We start from the raw sequence: 22,534 nt of genomic DNA, 5'->3' as shown, positions 1-22,534 counted from the left end.
CGAGGTAGGTCGCCACCGCGGCGCGAAGGACAAGCTCACCCGAGGACTCGAGGCGGGCGTGGGGGACAGGGAACACAGCCATGTATTACGGTGTGTCACCAGCCACGATGAACGCCAGAGCCCCCGCAGCGGCATGGGCGCGCATCTGATCAAGGGAATTGGTGGATTGGGCGCGCTTTGCTTGGCGCGCTCGTGGCGTTCGACAGTGCCGCTTAGCGGGCCCTCTTCGTCGCCCGTTTGCGGGGCGGTGTCAACAGGTCGGCGATCGCCGCGATCGCGGCCGGCACCAGGCGGTAGTACGCCCAGACGCCGCGCTTGTCGCGCTCGAGCAGGCCGGCCTCGGTGAGGATCCGAAGGTGATGACTCACGGTCGGCTGGGATAGGCCAAGCGGCGCGGTGAGGTCACTCACGGACGCCTCGCCCGCCGGAGCGGACTGGATCAGACTGAGCAGTTGCAGCCGGGCTGGATCGGCGAATGCCTTCAGTACTCCCGCGAGCCGCTCAGCATCGGCACGGTCAATCGGATCGCCGGCAAGCGGCGAGATAGCAGGCATAGTAGTTGTCGCAGTTCCCACGCCTTCCATCGTTCCACCAATACCATCGATAGGCTGGTGGAACCGGGATCAGGACCCCCGATTGTGACCGCGAGGCCGGGTCCCACGTTGCACAGTTGGGCGGCGGGTCTGGGCACGGATGGGGTGAAGCCGCAGGTCACCAGCGTGGCGGTCATTGATCACCATGCTGACCGTGGCGAGCGGCCCGCGGCAGATGTGCGCACGTCCGACGTAGTCACGGAGCATTCCGAGCCGCTACCGCGGGGACGGCGGCGGGTGGCATTCCTACTCTGCATGCTCCTCGAGCAGCCGAATGGACAGCTCGACGTGCCAGCGCGTCTTCATGCGTTCGAAGCGCGGGTCGGTGAGGTAGGCCTCGTACCGGCAGCCGAAATGCTCGCCTTCGGGGCTGGTGGTGAAGTCCAGGGTGAGCCCCTGCTCCTGAACCCAGTCGCGCAACATGCCGTTCGCGCGGCGACCGTGGTTGACATACGTCAGGCTCGCGTAGCGGCCGGCGGGCAGCGTTGCGGTACGGACTCGATCGTCACCCTGGACCGGCTCGTCGGTGATGACACCGACCTCGACATCCATGGGACCGTTCATGTCGACCACGTGGAGGCGGAAGAAGGTATGCCCGTACGCGACCGCCCGTTCGTCCGCCCAGGAGTACAACTCCTCCATGAGCCGGTCACGCACGGCGAACATCCCGCGGAACGGCGTCACCAGCCGAATGCCGATGCAGTGCCGATCCGGCCGCACGACAACCGCAGGAGCGGCAATGATCTCCACATGCACCCCAATGAATTCGTTGCCCGACGCGACCGACCGACGTCATCGGCCGATCGGGTTCATGGTGCCTCACCGCGACCTCGCTGCTGTTCCGGCAGTTCGGCGGGGCGGGAGTCGTAGTCGGCGCGGGCGGTGAGCACGTCAACGAGGTTGTCCTGGGCCCAGTCGCGGATGGAGCTCAGCAGACCGGCCACCCGGTGACCGAGGGGGGTCAGCGCGTAGTCCACCCGGGGTGGGATGGTCGGATACTGCGTCCGGCTGACGAAGCCGTCGCGTTCCAGTTGGCGCAGCGCCTGAGTGAGGCTCTTCTGGGTGATGCCGTCGAGCCTGCGTCTGAGCTCACCGAAGCGCAGCGGACGGTCGATGAGCGCCGGGACGATAAGCACCGTCCATTTGCTACCGATCACGTCTAGCACGCCACGGGACGGGCAGGACCGCAGATAGACATCCGCGCCGCCGAACTGGCGCAGGTCAGCGATAGTATCCACGAGGTACCTATATACCCTGAAGGTGCCTGGTTGTCATCCGGTACCGATGTCGCGAGGCTCGTAGGCATGGCAACATCATCAGCAACGACCGCGCTCGTCACGGGAGCATCCGGAGGCCTGGGCAAGGCGACCGTGCACGCTCTGGCCCGCGCCGGGGCCCGGGTGCTCGTCCACGCCCGGACCGAGGAACGCGCTGTGGCGGCAGCCCGCGAACTGCACGGTGTGCCGGTGTGGGCAGACCTCGGTTCCGTGGCCGGTGTGTGTGACCTGGCCGAGCAGGTCACCGCCGTGGCGGAAGGCGGACTCCACGTCCTGGTCAACAACGCCGGCGGCGCGTCGGCGCGGCGGGACCTCTCGCCGGAGGGCGTGGAACGCACGATCGCGGTCCACCACGTCGCGTCGGCCGCGCTCACCGCCTTGCTGCTCCCCGTGCTGCGCCGCGGCGCCATCGCTTCCGCGCGGCCGGCCCGGGTCGTCAACGTGTCGTCCACGGTGGAGCGCCTCGGCCGTCGGCTCACCGACTGGTCCTACCCGGAGCGGTTCAGCCAATGGCACGCGTACTGCGACGCGAAGCTACTCAACCTCGCGTTCACCTATGCGCTCGCGCACCGGCTCGACCCTCGCGAGATCACCGTCAACGCCGCCAACCCCGGCAACGTCGCCACCGGATTCGGACGCAACGGCGGCGCGTTCCGGTTCTTCCAGGGGCCGGCCCGGTTTCTGCTGTCCAGCCCCGAACGTGGCGCCCGTACCGCCGTCAGGCTCGCCAGCGATCCCACTCTGGACAACGCGACCGGAGGCTTCTACACGAAGGGCCGGCCGGTGCTCTCCTCCGCCGCATCCCGTGACCCCGCATACGGCGAACAGGTGCTGGCGATGACGGCGCGGCTGCTCGCCCGGTCGGGCGTCGGTCCCGATCCGTTCTCCGGAACTGCGCACCACATACGCTGGCGGCGATGAGGCGACAACGTGCCGTTCACCGGTAGCCATCCCGCTGCGGTGCTGCCGCTCATCCGATGGGGGCTGGTGCCATCCGCGTTGGTGATCGGCAGCATGGCGCCCGACCTGCCGTACTACCTGCCTGTCCCGGTCGATGCGGGCATGACGCACTCGCCCGTCGGTACGGTCACCGTGGACATCGTGCTCGGTGGCGCGGCCTTCCTGGTCTGGCATGCCGTACTGGCGCGGTTCCTGGTCGCCGTGTCACCGACGCCCGTGCACAGCCGACTCGCCACAACCGGGTCGCAGCGACGAACTCACTCCACAAGGGTGCGCGGCATCGTGCTGACAGTGGCCTCGCTGACCGTGGGCGCGGCCACGCACACGCTGTGGGACGCGTTCACGCACGCCGGGAGATGGGGATCTCGACACATTGGCTGGCTGGCCGAGCAGCACGCCGGCCTACCCGGTTACCAATGGTCGCAGTACGCCAGTGGCGTCGTCGGCGCGATCAGCATCGCCGCCTGGCTGCTGCGCTGGTGGCACGCAAACCAAGCTGTCGCTCCCCACGCCTCCGAGCCTGCGGCGTGGACTGCACGGACGGCGTGGGCGGTCATCGTGCTCGCTGGCATCGCAGGTGGACTTGTCGCCGCGCTGCCCGCGCCCGATGGTGAAGGACTACTCCGGATTGTCTTCCTCGCCGGCACGGGCGCCGCCGGGGGCGGCCTGATCGCCGCGATGCTGTACGCAGGTTGTTGGACCGTCCTGACCAGGCAACGCCGAAAGACCGAACCCGATTAGCCCGGGACTACGCATCGGTTGGCGTCCAACGTCCGCACATCGGCTTCGAGAGCGCGCCAGAAGCTCAGACACGCAGGGCGCAGCGGCGTACACAGCGTGACGACCGCTCGGCGAGCCACAGCACACGACCGGCGGCAGAAGTGCACGCGATCGCAGCGTCAGAGCGTGGCGCCTCTAGCTATCCATGACTGATGAGCGCCGTCTTCCAGTGACTCGGCCTGCACGCCGCCCCCGACGAACACCGCCGCGTACGAGCCGTCCTGGCCTACCTCGCCGCCACCCGCTCACCCTGACCGGTGCATCAGCCGTTCGATCGTCCAGACACCGAACAGCGAGTCCCAGGGCGTCGCCTCGTCGTCGTCGTCGTCGACGAAGTCGACGTCCGGATCGGCCGCGCTGACCGCCTCCCACAACGCGAGCACCTAACCTCGTGGAGGGGTGTTGGGTGCAGGTCCGACACCCCTTCAGTACCCAACGCCCTGGCCTACCGTCGACATGGTTGCTCGCCGGGATGCGGCGCGGCGGGTGTGGCGTCGGTTGATCTCGGCGAGCGTCACCGCGGCGGACTCAGCCTGCCCGCTGGGGTTGCTGCCGTGTGACGCCGGGGATCGTCGCCTGGCTGCCCGAGGCGGGCCCGTGGCGCTGGGCACCGGAGGCGGTAATGGACTTCGCCGACGCGCTCGCGGTGGTGGAGTGCTCGGTGTATTGCCGGTAGGTGTACCCGCCCGGCGGAGAGATCGCCTCGCCGAGCGGTTCGATCAGGACGTCCTGGAGTGCGAGTGGGCCGCCCAACAGCGTCGCACGCGTCAGCGACGCCGAGTTGCGGGAGAAGTACTGGCGGGTCACCTGACTGATGGCGTCGGGGGTGGACAGCAGCAGCGGCCCGCGGTTCGCGCCGATCATCGAGCCGCCGGTCAGCGCGTCGTACCAGGTGGTCGCGGTGGCCACGGCCGCGGTGCTGGGCCCGGCGAAGAAGAAGTCGGCGACGGCGACCGCCGTGTCGAACGCGTTGCCGCCGAAGACGGGCCAGAACAGGAAACTGCCGGGCCAGGCCGGCATCAGCCTGCGCTGATGAGCATCGACCAGGGCTCGGACGCCGGGACCGCCGACGCCGATCATCTTCGTGCCGATCGCCGAGTCGGGGTTGAGCGTGTTGAGGTAGGCCGCGGTCGCCGCAGGCATCGCGTCTCCGTTGGTGAGCACGATGACGGTGCCCGGGTGCGCGCCGGCGGCCGCGCCCGCGGCGAGGGCGTCGTAATACTGCAGTGCGGTGGCGATGATGACCGCCGACGGCTTGGGGGCGATCTCCTTGGCCACCGCGATCGCTGTGTCGTATTCGGTCGCGCCCCACAGCCGGACGGTCCGGTACCCGAGCTGCCGCACCTGGCTTTCGACCTTCGCCGACAGCGCGACCGTGCCGCCGAGGAGGTAGACGGTGCCGCCTGCGCCCAGGATGCGCTGGAGCTCCGCTCTGGTCGAGGCATGCAGCCCAGCGGTCGGCGTGATCAGCAACGGGCCCCGCTTGTGTACCGCGAGCGCCGATCCGCCGAGCGCGTCGAGGTAGACGTCGTCCCGGGAAAGGACCACGGCCTGGGCCTGGTTGCGCACGCCGTCGTCGGTGCCCAGGTCGGCCCAGTTATATCGGGAGGTGGCGACCGCGGTGTCCAGCGCCGTCTGCCCCCAGACCCGCTCGATGGTGTTGCCGTTGATTGGCTGCCACGTCGGGTCGGTGCCACTCTGCACGACCGTGACGATCTCCCTGGTGGTCAGGTCGATCCGCTTGATGCGTGCCGCGCCGGCCTGATAGCTGGTGAACAGGATGGCGTCGCCCTGCGGCGACCAGGCCGGCTCGCGGTTGTCGGCGCCGCCTTCGTTCTGCGGGGTCGTCAGCTGCACCTGGTTGGATCCGTCGGCGTCGGCGATCCAGATCTGGCTGCTGCCCGCCACGGTCCGCACGAACGCCAGCTTCGCACTGTCCGGGGAGAAGTCCGCCGCCCATCCGCCGTCGATGATTTTGGTGACGACGGTGAAGGCGTCGATGCGGTAGATGTCGGAGTGCTCATAGTCGCCCGGAGCGTGGTGCTGGTAGACGATGGTGCCGTCGTTGGCCGTCGCGGCCATGCTGTCGTGCTTGCCGTCGTCGGGGACGCTGAACAGCTGCTCGCCGAAGCCCGTGTTCCCGCCGGCGCTGATGATCGACAGCTTTCCGAAGCTCTCATAGATGACCTGGTGCCCGCCGGCGGTGTAGACCGGGTGTGTCTGCTGGTTGGCGGCCGCGGTCCCCAGCAATGCGAACCAGCCGTCGCGGTCGTGCCGCAGCGAGGCCGGACCAAGCCGGTCGGCGTAGAGAAAGCGGCTGCCGTCGGGCGCCCAGTCGCCGGATCCCGCGTTCGCTTCCAGCGTCAGCTGAAACGGCTCGGTCCCATCGGCGTTGGCGAGCCAGATCTCGCCTGTCCCCGGCTTCCTGAACGTGATTTTGCCGGCCGTTCCGGGCATGGCAGCCCGTGCCGCCCGCTGCTGGCCCAGCACGGCCGTGGGCACCGTCACGGCCGCCGTGGCGGCCACAGCACCGAGCATGGCCGATCGCCGCGTCAGTCCGAACGTCAACGCTTCCTCCCCCGGTCTGCCCGGCGGGCACGACGCCCGCCGGACACGGACCCGAAGCCTACAAGCAGCCGGGAAACCACGACAGGTCCAAAATGGACAACGCCGCCCGGCCCCGCCCGGCCCCGCCCGGCCCCGCCCGGCCCCGCCCGGCCCCGCCCGGCCCCGCAGGGACCAGACGGCGCGCCGTTGCTCCGCAGGGCTAGCTCGCACGGCGCAAGGACTCCATCACCCTCAGCATGTCGCCGTCTTCGTGCTGATCAGCGGTGACGAGTTGTTCACCGTGTGGGTGCGCGCACATCGGTCAGCGGCGCAGCGCTGCAGCGAATATGCTGCCCCGGTTTTGAAGCATTCGCCGCAGGCGGTCAAGGAGCCCAATATGTCCGACCCGTACGCACCGCAGCCGCCAAATCAGCCCGATCCTTATCAGCAGCAGCCGTATGGGGCACCGCAGCCGGGCTACTCGGAGCAACCCTCCTTTGGGCAGCCGTCGTACGGGCAGCCGTCGTACGGGCAGCCGTCGTACGGGGAGCCGTCGTACGGGCAGCCCGCCTATCCGCAGCCGTCCTATCCGCAGCCGGACTACAACGCGCAGCCCGCCTATGCACCGCAGGCTTACCCTGGGCAGCCCGGATGGGGCGCCGCGCCGACACCACCGCCGAAGAAGAGTCGGACGGCGCTGATTGTGACACTGGTCGTCACGGCGGTCGCGCTGGTGCTCTGCGGCGGGATCGCCGTGATCGCGTTCAACCTCGACTCGAACAAGACCACGCCGAACGCCGCCGCGAGCGGCGATCCGGCGGCCGGTCCGAAGAGTTCGAGCGGCTCGGCGAGCAAGACACCGACGCTCACTGCCCCCGCAACCATCGGAACCTGGAAGAAGTCCGTCCGCCAGGACCAGGCCGACGCGCTGAGCAAATCACTGTCCGACGCCGGAGTGAAGGACCCGTTCGCAGCGCAGTACGAGGACAAGACCAAGGCGTCGAAGACGGCCGCGGTCTGGGGTGGCACCGGCGCGATCTTCAGCGCCGGCGGCGCCCAGCGCCAGCTCGACGCCTTCTTCACCAGCATGGGCGGGCAGCTCAACGGCGGCCAGGTCACCGCCCGGATCAAGGTGGACCCGGGCTCGGCCGGGGGCACCGCCGAGTGCACCAAGACCGACGCCAGCGGCGTCACGTTCTCGGCCTGTGCCTGGGTCAACACGAACGTGCTGCTCGCGTTCCTATTCAACGCCCTCGAACCGGACGCCGCAGGCGCCCAGGTCCGGCTGATGCTCCCGGCGCTGGTCATCAACAACTGATCCGGGCTCGGCATCGGCCGACCTACCTGCCTGAGCTGTCAGCTCGACGACGGCGGTGGCGGCGAGGAAGCGGCCGAACTGCTCAGATCGGGCGGCCACCTGCGTTGCGAGGGCCCGCTTGGTACATCACCGGACCTCAGCTACTCCAGGCGAACCTCAGCAGCTGAGGCGGCGCGCAAACTCAGCGGCATGTCCGGACATGTGATCGAGGTGGCCTGGCCTGCATGGGTGTCCGAGTTGGTGGTGCAGTCCGGTGTTATCGGCGAAGGCGGAACACCGCTGCGGCTTGAGACGGGGTGAAGCCTTCGGCCATGCCGGGCACGTCCACGACGACATCGACACCCCTCGTCGGCAAGTTGAGCGCGATCCGTGTGCTGCGCGGCGATGGCGGCATACCGTCGCACCTCGTGCACCGGCACGCGCGCCGGTGCAGAGCGCTCAGCGTTACGGCGGATCAGAACCTCTTCGGCGACCCGGAACCGCAAGGCCACGACCGGCCGGCCGTGCCGTCGAGCCCAGGCGATCATCCTGCTCCGAGCATGCGGCATCACATGCGTGGCATCGACCACGACCGGCAGCGCCGCCCGCAGCCGCACCTCGACGCGACGGTCCAGCTCGTTGAACAACGCCGGGTCATCGGCGACGTCGAACCGGTCGCCGAACAGCTCATGGCGGACCGAGTCGCACGAGACGACACCGTCGGCGTCGATCTGGCCGCTGTCGACCCAGGCGCGCGCGAACGCCGACTTCCCAGCCGCGGGCGGACCGATCAACAGCACGAGGCCGACCGGCAGGTCCGCGTCCGTCTGCTGATCACCCCACCCGCCGTCAACCACAAGCAAGTACTACCCCACCACACCATCCCGGGACGAGCGGAATCCGCTCATCGGCTACAAGCGCGCCGTTGCTGCGTTACGACGCACCGGACTCGCCTCTACGAAGCGTGACGATCTCCGAATCGACCGCCGCGCGAGACCTGCGGCAGATCCGGATGTGTGGCACCGCGCGAGTGTCGCAAGCTGCCGATCGCCGTTGTGCGGGTTCGGAATGCAGAGCTAGGTAGGCAGGACAGACGGAATCCTGCCAAGGTGTTCGGTGTGCCAGCAGCTGCCCTATTCCTGTAAGGGAGCCCACGCCGATGTCGTCCACAGCGGGCGAGTTCATTACCGAGACGTTGGACTACGACGGTGGGCGGCAGGTCACCGCCTACGTACCGGCGGCTGCGGCCGAGGCGGTCGTCTTCGCTGGCGACGGGCAATTGATCACATCGTGGGGAGAGGTTCTGGAGGCTGCCGATCTGCCACCCACGATGATCATCGGCGCGCACCGCGTCGAGGACGAGACGTTGCGGCTGCACGAGTACTCACCGGGCCGTAGCACGGCCGCGTTCGCCTTCGACCCGCAACGGTTCGCGGCCCACGAGAAGTTCTTCGTCGAGGACGTCCGGCGATGGGCGGCGACCCGCCTGGCAATCAGGCTGCCAGCCGGCCGAACCGCAGTGTTCGGTGTCTCGGCCGGTGCGGAACTCGCGCTGGCCATGGGGCTGCGCCATCCCGACATCTACGGCGCGGTCTTCTGCGCCTCGCCCGGGGCAGGGTACCGGCCGCCCGCCGCGTTGCCCGGCCGGCTTCCGCGTACCTACCTCGTCGCCGGCACCGAGGAACCGTTTTTCCTCACCAACGCGACCCGGTGGGCGGACGCGTTACGCGATGCGGGTGGGGGAGTTGTCATGGCCGAACGGGCCGGCTCGCACGGCGACGCCTTCTGGAAACACGAGTTTCCGCTGATGGTGGCGTGGGCGTTCGGACACTGACCTACGCGACACTCTCATCGGCAAAGTCGCGAGTCTTGGTCAGGTTCCGGAGGCAATGTAGGCGGCGAGGATGTAGTTGGGGTCGCGGTCGAGGTTGTTGCGGGCCCGGTCGTAGCGCATTGGTGGTGCGGGGGTCGGCGTGACGGGCGGCGATCTGGACGTCGCGAAGGCTGACCCCGGCGTCCAGCATGGTCGTGCCGAACGTATGGCGGAGCATGTGCGGGTGCATCCGAGGCATCCGTACGCCGGCCGCTACGGCCAGGTGTCTGAGCCGTCGGGAGGCGGCGTGGCGGTCCATCCGCCCGCCGAGCATGTTACGCAGGATCGGCCCATCGGCACGGTCGCCAACAGCGCGTTCGATGGGCCGGCGGACGTAGTCGGCTGGTGAGTGCGGCAGCAGGCCGTCGATGACGCAGACCCGGTAGAACCCGGTCACGATCGACAGTCGGCGGGAGACAGTCGATGGGTGGTAGTGGCCCGGCCGACGTCCTGCAGCCAACACACGTACCGCTCGACGTCGGCCCGGACCGCCGTCAGCGGGTCGAGGCACTGGTCGCTGCACCAGCGCAGGAAGACGCGCAGGTCCGACTCACAATGCTGCCGGGTCGCCCGTGGCAGCCGGGGCCGTGGACCAGAAATATCGAGAAGGATGTCATCAATACGCGGCGCGGGGGGCGTTGCATGGTCGACAGAGGCGTGGGTCTCTCGGGAGGGGCCTGGTGTGACGTTCGACGAATTCGTGGCCGCGAGATTCGCGGCCCTGCTGCGTTACGCATCGGTGGTGACGTGGGATCTGCACCTCGCCGAGGACATTACGCATAACGTGCTGGTGCGGGCGCAGGGGCGGTGGGCGCGCATCGCACGGCTGGAGGCGCCGGAGGCGTACGTGAAGCGGATGATCGTGAACGAGTTCCTGTCGTGGCGGCGGCGGAGGGCGGCACGGCTAGTTCCGCTGCCGCCGGCGGGCCTGGAAGCCCTTGCCGTGCCGGCTCCCGATCCGGCCGGAATGCACGACGAGCGTGACGCCATGATGCGGCTCATCGCGGCGCTTCCGCGGCAGCAGCGGGCGGTGGTCGCGCTGCGGTTCTACGAGGATCAATCGGTCGAGGAGATCGCCGAGGTACTCGGCTGCCGCCAGGTCACGGTCCGTACCCATCTTTCCCGAGCCTTGACCGCGCTGCGGGCCGCGTTGTCGGCAACCGCCACGTCCGCCGGAGGTCAGCGATGAACCGCAGCCGGAACAGCACCGAGGACCCGGGCCTGGACCTCGAAGACATGATCCGGACGGCGCAGCAGCGGCAGGCGGAGCGGGCGGACGACCCACAGCGGCTGCGTGCTGCGCTGCTGACCCTCAGCGTCCGGCAGACCCACCGGCGGCGGGTCAGGTTCGTAGCCTCGGTCGCCGCCGCCGCGGCCGCCGTCCTGACGGTACCGCTGTTCGTGCGCGGGGTGACGCATCAGCCGCGGCCGGCCGAGCCGTCGCCGACCATGATGGTCACGCGGTCGTCGGCACCCGCGCCGCTGGCGGTCGATAGGGTCTCACTGGGGCTGCGGCCGACCTGGCTGCCGTCCGGGTACACCGAGCGGAGCCGGGTCGTCGACTACAGCGGCGGCGCCGGCGCGGTGCTGACCCGCATGTGGGCGACGGCGCCCATCGGGGTGAACGGCCGCGACGCGAACGAGCCGAGCATCAAACTGACGATCACGACGACGACGGCGCCGGCGTCCGACCCTGGACCGCAGGACGGCGCCTCGGCCGTCGACGTCAACGGCCAACCGGGCGTCTACCTGGCGGCCTCCGGCGTCATCCAGCTGTCCTGGCCCGCCGACGAACGCCACGTGCTGCGGCTGGAGGTTCGCGACGCGGGCTTGGGCAAGGCTGACGTGCTGCGGATTGCACGGTCGATGGTCGCCGACATCGGCTGGTCGGCCTCGGCGCTGGTGCTGGACTGGCTGCCCGACAACCACCGGCTGCTGACCGTGTCCATGAGTGGCAACTCGCCGATCGACTGGACGATGTTCATCGAGACGCAGCAGGTGGCGTCGACGTCCCCGCAGCACCTGCTGGTCGGGTACGGCACGACGACGATTTGCGGCGCGGGCGGCGAGGTCGTCAGTGTCGGCTCCGTGCCGGGCCGGATCGTCACGCTGGACGAGACCACGACATGCCTGGTCGCCGGTGCTACGGCCCCGTTCATCGCAGTGATCGGCACCTGGAGCGCGGGTGACCGGCCGATCACCAACGATGACCTGATCCATGTCGCCCGAGAGGTCAAGATCGAACCAAACGGCGGCGACACCGGCTGGATTGGGACCCGATGACGCACTGAAGCCGCAACCGACGAGCGCACAGGTGACGTTGAGCTGGTTTCGTGGCGCGGCCGGGAGCAGCGCCTTGCTTTCGGTGTGCGGGAGATTCGATCGGCGCGGCACCGATCGGCCATTTGGCGTTGGTGCAGTGCAGCTGGCGGCGGAAGCGACGGTCCTCACGGGCTTCCTGGGCCGGGCCGGTGACCGGCCCGGCCTGAGCAGCTGCCGTCAGCATTGCCTGCGGCGCTTGTCCGCACAGCCAGGTGTTGAGGTCGTGCCAGAAGGCAAAGTCGTCGCGCGTCAACGCCGCACATGCGACACCCGATCCCATCGATAGACCGCAGTACAGCCGATACCATCGGATCACCTGGGGAGGCGCCACGCGGAGGCGCCGGTCGGGGGGCGGCCGCGACACGCATCGACGAGATGAGGACCTCTCGATGACCCACCCGGAGCCGTATCCACCCCAAGGCGGACCCCCACCGCAGTACCGCCCGCCCGGGCCGCCGCCCTTGCACCCGCAGCCGTACCAACCCCAGCCCGGCCCGGCCCGCCACCGAGCGTCCCTCCGCCACGGCGCGGGCGGGCAGCGCTCGTCGGATGGCTCGTCCTGGTTGCCGCCGCGGCGCTTGTGATGGCGCTCGGCGGTGGCGCCGCGGGCGTGGTCCTGATGCTGACAGCGTGCATACTTGAAGTTGCGGCGTATTCTTCGATACGCGCAATACGCTCGAGATCTTCGTCGAACCAACCGCACTCCGACCTCGCCAACCAGGGTCACCCCGGGTATCCGGGGTCAGCCACTGCCACGCCCACTCCGGCGCCCGCGCCCACTCCCGCGTCCGGGTACGGGCATGAACACGCCAACATGCTTGCGGTGGCGAGCCTGGTCACGTCCCTATGCGGGGTGCTCCTCTGCGGCTTCCCGGCCCTGATCGGCGCGATCATGGGCCACGTCGCCCGGAATCAGATCCGGCAGCGCGTAGCCTTGCTCCGACGCTTCTTGGATACTCCGACGGAAAGCACACCCGAGGAACGCGAATCGTTGGAACAGGCCCTTCTGCCGCTGTTCAAGAGAAGGAACGGCGCGGCCCTGGCCGGCCGCGAGCGGGCCGGCTTCTGTCTATAGCGGGCTGACGTCGCGGCCGGTCGGGTCGAGCACCTCCATGTCGACAACAGTCGTGCAGGTCGACTTCTCCCTGGATGCCGCCGCGATCCAGGCCTTCACCGTTCACGGCCCGAGCGTACGGTGCGAGGCTCGGCCATGCCTGTCGCACTCGGACGGGGTAGCCGCGAACGGCCGGGACGGGCCGGTCATCAGCACCGACCCATCCTGACCGGCGGCGGTCAGTCGAAGTCGGACGCCTGGATCGCGATCACCCCGCGGTAGCCCGGGTGTTCGCTGAGCGTGAAGAGGGTGTCCGGTTCGCTGCTGTCGTCGCCGAAGTAGCTGAGGGACTCGGCGCCGTAGGCCCCGGTCCAGACCTTGACCGCAGAGGTTGGCTGGCCGTTCCAGAAACGCAGCTTGCCGTAGTTGTCCTGGATCGTCTCACCGGACGTGATGACGCCGCCGCTGCTGTGGAACCAGAACTTCGTGTCCCGGGTCGTGACGCCCTGGACCGAGCTGAACGGCATGTTCCAGGCGTCGTAGTAGTAGCTCGACGGCAGCCGGGTGCTGGAGTCGAGGTCGAACCGCCACAACCCGGCGCCCGGCGAGGTCGAGTACTCGCCGATGACGAGTTTGTCGGGCGTCGCCTGACGGTCGAGGGAGATGGTGGAGAACGTGATCGCCGGGCCGCTGGCGACGATCTGGCCGACCTGCAGCATGATGTACGCGTAGCCGCTGGCGCAGTACTTCGCGCCGACCTTGCCGATCTCGGCGGCGCAGTCAGCTGAGGTGTCGGCGCTGAAGATGTGCTTGAAACTGAACAGCTTGATGCGGTCGGTGCAGGCCACGTAGAGCATGTCGCCGTACCACATCGCTCCGCCGGCGTGGCAGTTGACCTCGGAGAAGTCTGTGCCGCCGCCGGTCGGCGCCGCCAGGAGCAGGTGCCGGTAGTTGTTGACGCCGGTGCCGTAGCCATAGATCGGGGCGAGCGTGAGCCGGGCGTACTTGGCTGTTTCGTGGTACCAGGTCACCGCGACCGCCTGGACGCCGTCGTAGTAGTCCGCGCCGTATGCGTCGGCGGTGCTGGTGATGCCCTGCGGGTACCAGGCGCCGTCCGGGTCGTCGTCGGACGTGCCGTCCTCCCGCCAGCAGAAGCCGTACTCCAGCCCGGCGACGGCGGCCAGCGGCTGCAACGCGCCGTTGGACCCCGCCTCGCACTGCGGAGCCAGCGCCCGGTTGGCGTGCTCCATCACCCAGTCCACGGTGCGGTTCTTGCCCCACCCGATGGCGTTGCCGAGGGTGTCGGCCGCGGTGTACGAGCGGCTGGTGGAAAGGGTGTACGTGATGTTTCGCTTCGTGGGTACGTCTGCGGCCAGCGCCGGACCGGCCGTCACCACCAGCACCGCGGCCGACGTTGCGACGGTCGCGGTGACGAGACTGAGTGTTCTGCGGAGCACGCTTGACCTCTTCTCGGGTGCCTGGCAACGAGACGCCATCGAATGCTGTGGCTTCGTTGGCGACTACGATCGAAGAGCACATCGTCGCTGCCGCGGACCACGGCGACAGCGAACTCGGACGTTCCCGGACGGGGGTTGGGATGGGCCGGCCGGAACCGGAGGGCGCCGCCGATCTGGACGACCTGGTGGCGCGGTTGCGCCTGTTGAAGGCGTGGGCGGGCGACCCGTCCTACACGCTGATCACCAGGAGGATCAAGGAGGAATGGTCGCGGGCGGGCCTGCCGGCGAGCGAGCTGCCCGGGCGCAGCACGGTAGCCGGGTACTTCAGCGCCGGTCGGAGCCGGCTCGACGAGGACCTGCTGGTCGCCATCGCCGCGGTGCTCGGCGGCGATCCGGAGTACGCGCAGCGTTGGCGTGCGGCCGTGCGGGTCATCCGTGGCCGAGCCGCCGCGGCGTCCTGGGTGAATAGCGCGGCCCGGCTGCCAGCTGAGGCGGGCACGTTCATCGGCCGCCGCGACGAGCTGGACCGGCTACTTACGGCGGACGGCACGACCGTCGTGGTCTCCGCGATCCACGGCATGCCCGGCGTCGGCAAGACCACCCTGGCACTGCACGCCGCGCACCGGCTCCTCGCCCAGGGTCGCTTCCGCGACGTGCAGCTCTTCGTCGACCTGCGCGGCTTCGACTCGGGCTCGCCGCCGGCCGACCCGGCCGCAGTGCTGGCCGACTTCCTGCGCCACCTCGGGGTGCCGGGGGAACGGGTGCCGCCCACACTCGCCGGGCGGATCGCGAAGTATCGCGAGTTGCTCCGCGGCCGGCACGCGCTGGTCGTGCTCGACAACGCCTACGACGAGCGGGGCGTGGCCGCGCTGCTACCGGGCCACCCCACCTGCCTGGCGCTGGTCACCAGCCGGAGGACGCTCGCCGACCTGCCGGAAGCGGTCCACCTGCGGCTCGACCCGTTCGCCGCCGACGAGGCCCGCCAGCTGCTGCGGCAGGTCGCCGGCGCGGCGCGGGTGGACGCCGACCCACGCACGGCCGACCGGATCGCGGAGCTGATCGGTCACCTCCCGCTCGCCCTCGCGATCGTCGGCGGACACCTGCGCGACCACCCCGACTGGCTGCTCACCGACTATCTGCAGCCGCTGGCGACGCTGGCACTGGAGGGCGGGATCCGGGCCGCGCTGACTCTTTCCTACCGTGACCTCCCGACGCACGAGCGGCGCACCCTGCGGCTGCTCGCGCTCTACCCGGGTCAGGAGTGGGACACCCACGCCGCCGCGGTACTCACCGGCGAGGCCGCAGCGGTGGTGCACGCCCGCCTCGACGCGCTCGCCGCCGCCCATCTGGTCCAGCGTCGCGGGCCGGGCCGCTACGGGTTCCACCATCTCGTGCGCGCGTACGCCGTCGAGCGCGCCGCGGTGGAGGAGCCGGCCAGCCGCAGCCGGGCGGCTCTGACACGCCTGCTGGAGGACTATATGCACGCCGCCGCGGTGGCCATGGACGCGGTGTATCCCGCTGACAAGGGCCTGCGTCCCGACCCGCCGGCGGTGGCCGGGCCGGACATACCCGAGCTGCGCACCGCCGACGGCGCCCGCCGCTGGCTGGAGACCGAGCACGCCAACCTGGTCGCCGCCGCCGCTCACGCGGCCGGCAACGGCTGGCCGGGGCACGCCGTGCACCTCGCCGCCACCGTGTGGCGCCACCTCGACGTAACGAGCCGCACGGAGGCGATGCTCGCCCTCGCCGAGCAGGCACTGCCGGCGGCACGGTCGACCGGCGACCGGGTGTGGGAGGCCCGGATCATGCTGCATCTCGGCAACGGCCACAACCGTCATGGCGACTTCGAGGCGGCGGCCAGGCAACTGCGCCGCGCGGTCGTGATCGCCCACGAGGCCGGCGACCGCCTCGGCGAGTCACGCGGGCGCGACCTACTCGGCTGGGCGCTGGCCCAGCAGGGCCGCCACGACGAGGCGCTGGCCCAGATGCGGCATGCGGTGTGGATCGCGCGGCAGACCGGCGATCAGAACGCCGTCAGCGTCGCGCTCAACAACATGGGCGTCATCTACCAGCGGCAGGGTCGATACGAGGAGCTGCTCGCGTTGCTGGCCGAGGCGCTCGCCTCCGCGCGGGCCAGCGGCGGCCGGGCCACGCAGGCCCGCGTCCTGGGCAACATCGGCGTCGCGTACCTCGAGAGCGGTGGCCGTACGGCGGCCCTTGACCATCTCCGCGAGGCGCTGGCGATCCACCGCGAGCTCGGCAACCGCACCGGCGAGGCGATCGCGTTGGTCAACATCGCCCGGGCCCACCACGAGGCCGGCGACGACAAACCGGCGTACCGCGACGCGGGCGCCGCGCTCGCCATCCTGCGCGAGACCGGCGACCGTGCCGCCGAAGCGTCTGCGCTCAACGCCGTCGGTGCGGCCGCCCTCCGGCTGGGCCGCCCCATCGAGGCGGCCGACCGCCACCGCGAGGCGCTCGCGCTGGCGGTCGAGATCGGCAGCCCGTTCAGCCAGGCCCGCGCCCACACCGGTCTCGGCGACGCCCACGAAGCCACCGCCGACCCGGCCACGGCCGCCCACCACTGGCGGCAGGCGCTCGCCGCGTATGGCGACCTCGACGCCCCCGAAGCCCAGCGGGTGCGGGATCGACTCGACCGGCCGACCGCTGGATCCACGCCGGGAACGCCCACGCCTCCACCCGCAGGCCCTGCCGGTTCGTCACCACCCGCCCCCACCGGACCGGCGACACGACAGGAGCCGTCCACCGCGCATCAGTGATCTCCAACAATGCCGCGTCGTCGCAGCCACCCGCCGACCGCCTCCGGTTAGCTGCTTGACCGCTGCCCTGAGCTGACTTCGATGCATTGACAAGGACTGCAGTTGAGCGCTGACGGTGTGGGTCCGTTCGACAACGATCTGGCTAACGACTTCTGTTTCGAGCTTCGTGGCATGAGGCCAGCCGAGGCTGGTGAAACGATCCGGGCCGCCTTGCGGAACGCTGCGCAGGTGCCGTCCGGTCAATATCTCGACCGCGGGCTGGCCGAGCCCGCCGTCGCTGCGGCCGCACTCGTGATCGCGAGGCGGAGCGGTGACACAGCGGTCCTGGCCGAAAACGAGCTGGAAGACGTGATAACCGACGTGCCAGACGACGTCCTGCCCGCGTTTGCGCGGAACCGTCGAACTGCAGGAGCAGGACCTCCTGACGGTGCGGATGGCCGAAGGACTTATGCAGGTGCAGGTCGATGACGGTTCCATCGGCGTTCTGCCTGGAACGACCGTTGTTCTGGTGGCCGAGCACCTCAGGCTCTACCCCACGGGCGTGTGACCACGCCAACGCACGCTCTCAGCAACCGGCGTCGCAGCCCGCTCGCTACCGCCCTGATCGCGGCATGCGAGTGTGCTTCGGCAGTGCCACACTGCACAATGCGGCGACGCATGTCTATGCGCGCTGCCGGGCATGCGTCGGGTGTCTCGCGGGGAGGCGATATGGATCTTGTGCTGCCGGACAGCCGGGTCTTGGGCTGGGCGGAGTACGGCGATCCGGCCGGGCCACCAGTGGTATTCCTGCACGGCACACCGGGCTCTCGGCTCAGCCGCCCGGACGGCACGGCGTTGGCGGGCGTCCGCCTGATTACCGTGGACCGGCCCGGGTACGGCCGGTCCACACCTGTCCGACGGCCAACGCTCCTCGGCGTTGCTGACGACGTCGGTGCGCTGATGAGGTCTTTGGAGGTCGAGCGCTTCGGCGTGATTGGGTTCTCTGGTGGCGCGCCGTACGCCGTGGCCTGCGGGGCCCGGTTCCCGCATCGACTGACCGGCGTGGTCGCTGCAGGCTTCACCGGCCCGTATCGGGAACTGCGCACGGTGCGTGGCTGGCAGCGGTTTCAGGCGTGGGCCTTGCGTACCATTCCGGGGCTCGGACGCCGCTACGTGACCCGCGCCGCTGCTTGGTACGCCGAGGATCCACTCAAGCAGCACCGGCAGCTGCTTGCCGCGGGCCAGGACCCCTGGATGCGGCCCAACGAGGAGTCCAACCGCGAAGGCGCCCGCCAAGGCGCGACCGGACTGGCCGGCGACTGGCTCGCCACCGACATCCGCCCATGGGGGTTTGGCCTGGGCGACGTGTCCTGCCGCGTCCTCATCTGGGCCGGTCGACATGACCCCGGCCGAGCCGTTCCAGACGCACCGCTGATCGCCGCACGGATACCCAACGCCAAGATTCGCATCAGCGAGGACGCAGCCCACACACCGTCTCCTGCCCATTGGCAAGCGATGCTGACGTGGGTACGGGGGGCTGAGAACCGGTGCTCCCCCAGATGAACGCGGAACCGGAGTACATCCGCTATCCGGCAGTTCCGGACGGCGACGGACAGTGCCGCCGTCACGTGGCGTGACGCGCGGATCGCGGCCAGATCCGGACGCCAAGATCGCCAGAACTGCGCCCGGCGCGGATGTCACGGCGCGGGGCTGATGCGATCCAAGGCGGCTTTGCAGGCGGCCTGCCATCGGTCGTCCATCCGGCCGTCGGGCATGTGATCGGGCCGCCGTAGTGAGGTCAATGCATCCTGCAGGGTGGGCGCGGCGGCGACGGCTGGCGGACCGATCAGGCCCAGGCACCGGACGGCTTGCACGCCTCGCGGGCCGGGCTGGGCGAACCGCAGCAGCGCCGGGACAGCGGTGGTGGCGTCGCCAGTGATGTGCCAGTAGGCCTCGGCGGCTCGCACGGCGATGTCGGCACGGCCATTGGTGAAGGTGGGCGGCAGCGTGGGAACAGGGCTGGTGAACAGCGGCCGCAGCAGGGGTGCGAGTTCTGCGGCGGCCGGGCCGGCCAGGGCGAGGACGGCGACGGCCTGGATGCAGCCCTGGGCGGTGATGGCGAGCTCGGCTCGCGCCGCCGCGAGCGGGCCGTCCGACTGGCCGCCGACCCGCAGGATCGCGGCGGCCGCGGCGAGACGAACCTCGGGGTCCTGGTGGGCCAAAAGCGGTGCGAGGTCGGGCAACGCCTCGGCGGCGGCCGGGCCGAACCCGCCCAGCGCGTCGGCGGAGGCCGCGGGGCGCTCGGGCAGCTGGGCGCGCACGAGCGGCACGAGCTGGGCGGGGTCGGCCTGCATGCGTACCGCGGCTCGGATCAGCCGGTCGCGGCCCTGGCCGGGAGGCCGGCGCCGGACCGCGTCGATGATCGCGGTGCGGCATGCGGTCGCCCACGGGCCGAGGTCGGCGACTATGCACTGGATCGCGTACCGGTCGAGCCACCGGCGGAACCGCGTGAGGTCGTCGATGAGGTCGTCAGGGCAATCGCCGGCGGATGGGCGCAGGCCCGCATAGAACTCTGCGGACGCACGCTCGGGTCCGACCGACGGCGGTCGCCGCTCGATGACCACCGCGTCCAGGTCCGGGCACCAGGTGGCGGCGTCGTCGTCGTTCGAATCCTCGTCGGCGTCGTTCGTCAGCAGGCCGGCCAGCAGGACGTCAGCTCGCGGATCCTCGAACCCGGCAAGCGCCGTCAGCGCCGGCCAGCACGACGGGTCGCGCTCCAGGAGTGCCCACAGCGCGTCGGCCGCCGCTGCCGCGGCCCGCCCGGCGTCGTCCAGCTGTGTTGCCGCCCAGTGCCGCACTGTGGCGTCCGGATCGGATAGGACGCCGCTGAGGACCGGAACGAGCGCGGCCGCGGCTGGTCGCCAGGCCCGCAGCGGAGCGCCGGCCGCATAGGCGGCCGCGGCCCGCACTGCCGCGTCTGGGTGCCGCAGCCAAACGGTGACCAGCTCAACCTGCACCGGCCATGCCAGCCCGGCCCCACCGACAATCCAGACGAGCAACTCGTCGATGTGCCATGGCAGCCGCGCCGCGTCGCTCAGCGCTGCCGGCGCGTCGCGCGCCAGCACCGCAGTGTCTTGGGCGACCATCGCGGCCACAACCCGGGGCAGCGGCTCACTATCTGCCAGATGCGCGGGATCGCGTACACCGCGCCAGGCCAGCGCGAGCACCGCCGACGCCCGCACGAGCGGGCTCACATCGGCAGCGGCGGCCGCCTGCAACGCCGCCGTGGACTCCTCATCCGCACCGACGGCGGTCAGCGTGGCCACGACAGCGGCCCGCACCGTCTCCTCGGCTGCGGTGGCCAGCAGCCGCACATACGCCGGTATTCCTGCCGCCACCGCCTCCCGCGCGGCCGCACCCCAGGCTGACTCCTGCTCCTTCTGCCTGTCCACCTTGCCGGCATCCTGGCCGAATTCCACCAACAACTCACCGTGCACCTCCATGAAGGAGGTGCCGCCCGCGATCTCCTCGAGCAGCCCTAGCACGCCGCGCGCATCTGCTGCCGGCGCGGCGAGCACCTCGACCAGGAACGGTACGACGAAGCACGTCGCCTCGTAGACCGTTCCCTGATGGAGGATGGAGTTGTACAGCTGCCGCAGTGCCTCCGCATCGCCCGCGGCGAGGCTCCGCAGCAACTCCGGCAAATCATCGGCGACACCATACGCATGGGTCAGCTCAGCCCAGGCCACCCCATCGAGATCCTCCAACACGGGCGGAACGCTACACACGGGGTACGACAAGACCGCGGGCGAACCAAAGATCGTTTCGGGGCCCTGGAGCCGCCCGTATCGTCATTTGCCGGCTCGGACAAACCGCGCGAGCGGCTAACCTCCGGCTGCGCCGGCTTCTCGCGCCACCACCGCACCAGTATCGGCTCCGGTGGGTATGGTCCCCGGCGGGGAGTTGTTGCGCCGGTCGACGGTGGGTCCATCGTGGTCGAAATCCGCAACGGTGCCGATGTAGCGTGGCGGCGTGCCTTTGGGAAGTGAGCGCTCGTCGTCGCCGTTCAGGCTTTATCGGGCGGCCGTCGAAGGCAGCGTGGAGTACGCAGGACCGGGAGTTTGTGCGTTCTGCAGAACAGCCACGGACGGCCGGTTGGCGCTGGGTGTCGGCGCATATGTGATCTATCGCTGCACGATGTGCGAACAGTCGTTCGCGGCGGGAGCCGCGGGGCACGATCGACGTGTCAAGACCTGCCCCCGTTGTGGCACGGCCGAGGACGGCTACCGACTCGGCGACGATCCAGCCACCTGCTACCCATGCCTCAGGTCCGGGCGGGCGGCGCTTACTAAGGACACCGAGTTCGGCATGGTCACGTGGTCGGACGCGGTGCAGGGTCGCACGCACGGTGTGCCAGAGTTGACTCGTACCCAGCCCGGATTCTCGTTGGCGGATCCTCATCCCGACGGCTGGGTGGCAGTCAACATCCCGCCTTTCGTGCTCTTGGAGCTGGTTCGCACACCGACCTATCGCACCTACCAAGGCGAAGAGTGGCTGTTCTGCTGCGCCACGACGATGCTCTACGGCGGCAGGTGGACGAAGTCCGACTTCGTCCACCATGCGCCCGCCGATCCGGAAGCCGTCCTTATCGAAGTGTTCGAGGGCGCACAACCGTGGATGTGGAACCAGGTGCCGGACGATCCGCAATACGATACAGGCTGGGGTTTCTACGCATTCAGATGCGAATTGTGCAACCGCATTCGTGGTCATTTCGATATGACATAGCACAACCGGCGGCATGTGCGGATGCCGTCGCTCGATGAAGTCGGTCCGTGCGAGGATCGACGGCGTGTCCGAGGAGCAACTGCCGCTCGTGGTCCGAGAGGTGCTGGTCGACGAGGATGCTGTGACGATCGATCCGGCGCTGCCTGCGTTCCTGGCGCCGCCAGAGGACGCGCCCGCATGTCGCCTTGGACGCTGACTGCGATCGAGCGCGCTTTCCGCGACGCGTGGGGCGCCGACACCTGCATGCCTGAGGAACTCAAGGCATGGAGCTCGCAGAATCCCGCTCGCGGCCAGTGCGGGCCGACCTCGCTCGTGCTGTGCGAGCTCATCGGCGGCGACTTGATGCGGGCAGACGTTCACCGCGACGGTGTCCATATCGGCGGTCACTACTGGAACCGGTTGCCGAGCGGGATCGAGATCGACCTGACCCGCCAACAGTTCGGCGCGGACGAGGTGGTCGACGCCGGCTGGGTGGTGCCACCACCCGCTGACATGCGCCCCGGCCGCTGCGTTGAGCAGTGGGAGCTACTACGGCAGCGTGTGTTCACGGCGCTCGGCGGCGTTCCGATCGATGCGACTACGCCTTCGTCCAGCTGACCGAACCAGTCGTTGGAGCGCCACACCGCTGAACCCGGTGAAGCCTCGACAACAATGGCGCGGATACTTTGGCCGAACTTCGCACCGCCACGTCCAGTAGGGCCGACCCTCCGCACCCATCGCGGCATGAGAGTGAGGTGATCGTGATGCAAGGATGTGTATTCTCGCGGACAACCAGGTATTGCTGGTCAGGACGTTGGTGACGGCGCGTAGTGGCGGGCCAGGTCGGTGGC

Annotated in this window: 22 protein-coding genes and 1 pseudogene; 14 read left to right on the top strand and 9 right to left on the bottom strand. The window is 69.6% G+C overall.

The genetic code is table 11. From position 1 onward, the window contains the following. Positions 1-212 precede the first annotated feature (212 nt). The 3 genes from AB0K00_RS53225 to AB0K00_RS53215 form a co-directional block, all read right to left on the bottom strand. The gene (locus AB0K00_RS53225; RefSeq protein ID WP_363538526.1) at positions 213-584 is read right to left on the bottom strand and encodes a metalloregulator ArsR/SmtB family transcription factor; all 372 of its coding nucleotides are present in this window, start codon (positions 582-584) and stop codon (positions 213-215) included. 255 nt (positions 585-839) lie between these two features. After that, positions 840-1,343 carry a GyrI-like domain-containing protein gene (locus tag AB0K00_RS53220; protein ID WP_363538524.1) on the bottom strand — a complete coding sequence of 168 codons (504 nt, stop codon included), beginning with the start codon at positions 1,341-1,343 and terminating at the stop codon, positions 840-842. Positions 1,344-1,402: 59 nt separating this feature from the next. Then, on the bottom strand, positions 1,403-1,831 hold the full coding sequence (locus AB0K00_RS53215; protein WP_363538522.1) for a helix-turn-helix domain-containing protein: 429 nt from the start codon (positions 1,829-1,831) through the stop codon (positions 1,403-1,405). A 66-nt stretch (positions 1,832-1,897) separates the two neighbouring features. Here AB0K00_RS53215 and AB0K00_RS53210 point away from each other — a divergent pair, with 66 nt between their 5' ends. Together AB0K00_RS53210 and AB0K00_RS53205 are read left to right on the top strand one after the other, a co-directional pair. Beyond that, positions 1,898-2,791 carry an SDR family NAD(P)-dependent oxidoreductase gene (locus AB0K00_RS53210; protein ID WP_363538520.1) on the top strand — a complete coding sequence of 298 codons (894 nt, stop codon included), beginning with the start codon at positions 1,898-1,900 and terminating at the stop codon, positions 2,789-2,791. A gap of 9 nt (positions 2,792-2,800) precedes the next feature. Beyond that, the gene (locus tag AB0K00_RS53205; protein WP_363538518.1) at positions 2,801-3,571 is read left to right on the top strand and encodes a DUF4184 family protein; all 771 of its coding nucleotides are present in this window, start codon (positions 2,801-2,803) and stop codon (positions 3,569-3,571) included. A gap of 284 nt (positions 3,572-3,855) precedes the next feature. On the opposite strand, the gene AB0K00_RS53200 is transcribed toward AB0K00_RS53205, so the two are convergent. Next, entirely contained in the window at positions 3,856-3,993 is a 138-nt protein-coding gene (locus tag AB0K00_RS53200) for a hypothetical protein (RefSeq protein ID WP_363538517.1), read from the bottom strand. A 145-nt stretch (positions 3,994-4,138) separates the two neighbouring features. Next, positions 4,139-6,136: a cell wall-binding repeat-containing protein gene (locus AB0K00_RS53195; protein ID WP_363538516.1), complete on the bottom strand. Its 1,998-nt coding sequence runs from the start codon at positions 6,134-6,136 to the stop codon at positions 4,139-4,141. Between the two features lie 292 nt (positions 6,137-6,428). On the opposite strand from AB0K00_RS53195, the gene AB0K00_RS53190 reads away from it, so the two are divergent. Beyond that, positions 6,429-7,475 carry a hypothetical protein gene (locus AB0K00_RS53190; RefSeq protein ID WP_363538515.1) on the top strand — a complete coding sequence of 349 codons (1,047 nt, stop codon included), beginning with the start codon at positions 6,429-6,431 and terminating at the stop codon, positions 7,473-7,475. A 140-nt stretch (positions 7,476-7,615) separates the two neighbouring features. On the opposite strand, the gene AB0K00_RS53185 is transcribed toward AB0K00_RS53190, so the two are convergent. Further along, the gene (locus AB0K00_RS53185; protein ID WP_363538559.1) at positions 7,616-8,311 is read right to left on the bottom strand and encodes an ATP-binding protein; all 696 of its coding nucleotides are present in this window, start codon (positions 8,309-8,311) and stop codon (positions 7,616-7,618) included. A gap of 338 nt (positions 8,312-8,649) precedes the next feature. On the opposite strand from AB0K00_RS53185, the gene AB0K00_RS53180 reads away from it, so the two are divergent. After that, on the top strand, positions 8,650-9,288 hold the full coding sequence (locus AB0K00_RS53180) for an alpha/beta hydrolase-fold protein (protein ID WP_363538514.1): 639 nt from the start codon (positions 8,650-8,652) through the stop codon (positions 9,286-9,288). A gap of 1 nt (position 9,289) precedes the next feature. Here AB0K00_RS53180 and AB0K00_RS53175 read toward each other — a convergent pair whose 3' ends face one another. Continuing rightward, positions 9,290-9,586, bottom strand: coding sequence for a tyrosine-type recombinase/integrase (locus AB0K00_RS53175; protein WP_363538557.1), 297 nt, complete (start codon positions 9,584-9,586; stop codon positions 9,290-9,292). Positions 9,587-10,009: 423 nt separating this feature from the next. On the opposite strand from AB0K00_RS53175, the gene AB0K00_RS53170 reads away from it, so the two are divergent. The 3 genes from AB0K00_RS53170 (at position 10,010) to AB0K00_RS53160 (ending at position 12,724) form a co-directional block, all read left to right on the top strand. Continuing rightward, positions 10,010-10,516, top strand: coding sequence for a SigE family RNA polymerase sigma factor (locus AB0K00_RS53170; protein WP_363538513.1), 507 nt, complete (start codon positions 10,010-10,012; stop codon positions 10,514-10,516). Beyond that, positions 10,513-11,610 (top strand): hypothetical protein, encoded by a 1,098-nt coding sequence (locus tag AB0K00_RS53165; protein WP_363538512.1) that lies wholly within the window; start codon positions 10,513-10,515, stop codon positions 11,608-11,610. Before AB0K00_RS53170 ends, AB0K00_RS53165 begins: the two co-directional genes overlap by 4 nt. 862 nt (positions 11,611-12,472) lie before the next feature. Beyond that, positions 12,473-12,724 (top strand): DUF4190 domain-containing protein, encoded by a 252-nt coding sequence (locus AB0K00_RS53160; protein ID WP_363538511.1) that lies wholly within the window; start codon positions 12,473-12,475, stop codon positions 12,722-12,724. Between the two features lie 218 nt (positions 12,725-12,942). Here the strand turns inward: AB0K00_RS53160 and AB0K00_RS53155 are convergent, their stop codons facing one another. Continuing rightward, positions 12,943-14,160: a hypothetical protein gene (locus AB0K00_RS53155; RefSeq protein WP_363538510.1), complete on the bottom strand. Its 1,218-nt coding sequence runs from the start codon at positions 14,158-14,160 to the stop codon at positions 12,943-12,945. Between the two features lie 140 nt (positions 14,161-14,300). On the opposite strand from AB0K00_RS53155, the gene AB0K00_RS53150 reads away from it, so the two are divergent. From AB0K00_RS53150 to AB0K00_RS53135, 4 genes and pseudogenes are all read left to right on the top strand, one after another. Beyond that, entirely contained in the window at positions 14,301-16,940 is a 2,640-nt protein-coding gene (locus tag AB0K00_RS53150) for a tetratricopeptide repeat protein (protein WP_363538509.1), read from the top strand. A gap of 117 nt (positions 16,941-17,057) precedes the next feature. After that, positions 17,058-17,294 (top strand): annotated as a pseudogene (locus tag AB0K00_RS53145) (DUF4259 domain-containing protein); the annotation flags it as partial. A gap of 31 nt (positions 17,295-17,325) precedes the next feature. Beyond that, positions 17,326-17,487 (top strand): hypothetical protein, encoded by a 162-nt coding sequence (locus tag AB0K00_RS53140; RefSeq protein WP_363538563.1) that lies wholly within the window; start codon positions 17,326-17,328, stop codon positions 17,485-17,487. 161 nt (positions 17,488-17,648) lie between these two features. After that, positions 17,649-18,482 carry an alpha/beta hydrolase gene (locus AB0K00_RS53135; protein WP_363538508.1) on the top strand — a complete coding sequence of 278 codons (834 nt, stop codon included), beginning with the start codon at positions 17,649-17,651 and terminating at the stop codon, positions 18,480-18,482. Positions 18,483-18,616: 134 nt separating this feature from the next. On the opposite strand, the gene AB0K00_RS53130 is transcribed toward AB0K00_RS53135, so the two are convergent. After that, on the bottom strand, positions 18,617-20,689 hold the full coding sequence (locus tag AB0K00_RS53130) for a hypothetical protein (protein WP_363538507.1): 2,073 nt from the start codon (positions 20,687-20,689) through the stop codon (positions 18,617-18,619). Positions 20,690-20,951: 262 nt separating this feature from the next. On the opposite strand from AB0K00_RS53130, the gene AB0K00_RS53125 reads away from it, so the two are divergent. From AB0K00_RS53125 to AB0K00_RS53115, 3 genes are read left to right on the top strand one after another with little or no spacing between them, the layout of a single operon-like run. After that, on the top strand, positions 20,952-21,704 hold the full coding sequence (locus AB0K00_RS53125; RefSeq protein WP_363538506.1) for a CbrC family protein: 753 nt from the start codon (positions 20,952-20,954) through the stop codon (positions 21,702-21,704). A 34-nt stretch (positions 21,705-21,738) separates the two neighbouring features. Continuing rightward, complete coding sequence (locus tag AB0K00_RS53120; protein WP_363538505.1) at positions 21,739-21,900, top strand: hypothetical protein; 162 nt, start codon at positions 21,739-21,741, stop codon at positions 21,898-21,900. Continuing rightward, positions 21,882-22,301, top strand: a complete 420-nt coding sequence (locus tag AB0K00_RS53115; RefSeq protein WP_363538504.1) for a hypothetical protein — start codon at positions 21,882-21,884, stop codon at positions 22,299-22,301. The genes AB0K00_RS53120 and AB0K00_RS53115 overlap by 19 nt, the downstream gene beginning before the upstream one ends. Positions 22,302-22,534: the final 233 nt, after the last annotated feature.

The sequence above is a fragment of the Dactylosporangium sp. NPDC049525 genome, assembly GCF_040676755.1.
GTDB lineage: Bacteria > Actinomycetota > Actinomycetes > Mycobacteriales > Micromonosporaceae > Dactylosporangium.
Note: the sequence above shows the minus strand (reverse complement) of the source record. Positions and strands in the feature narration are given on the sequence as shown.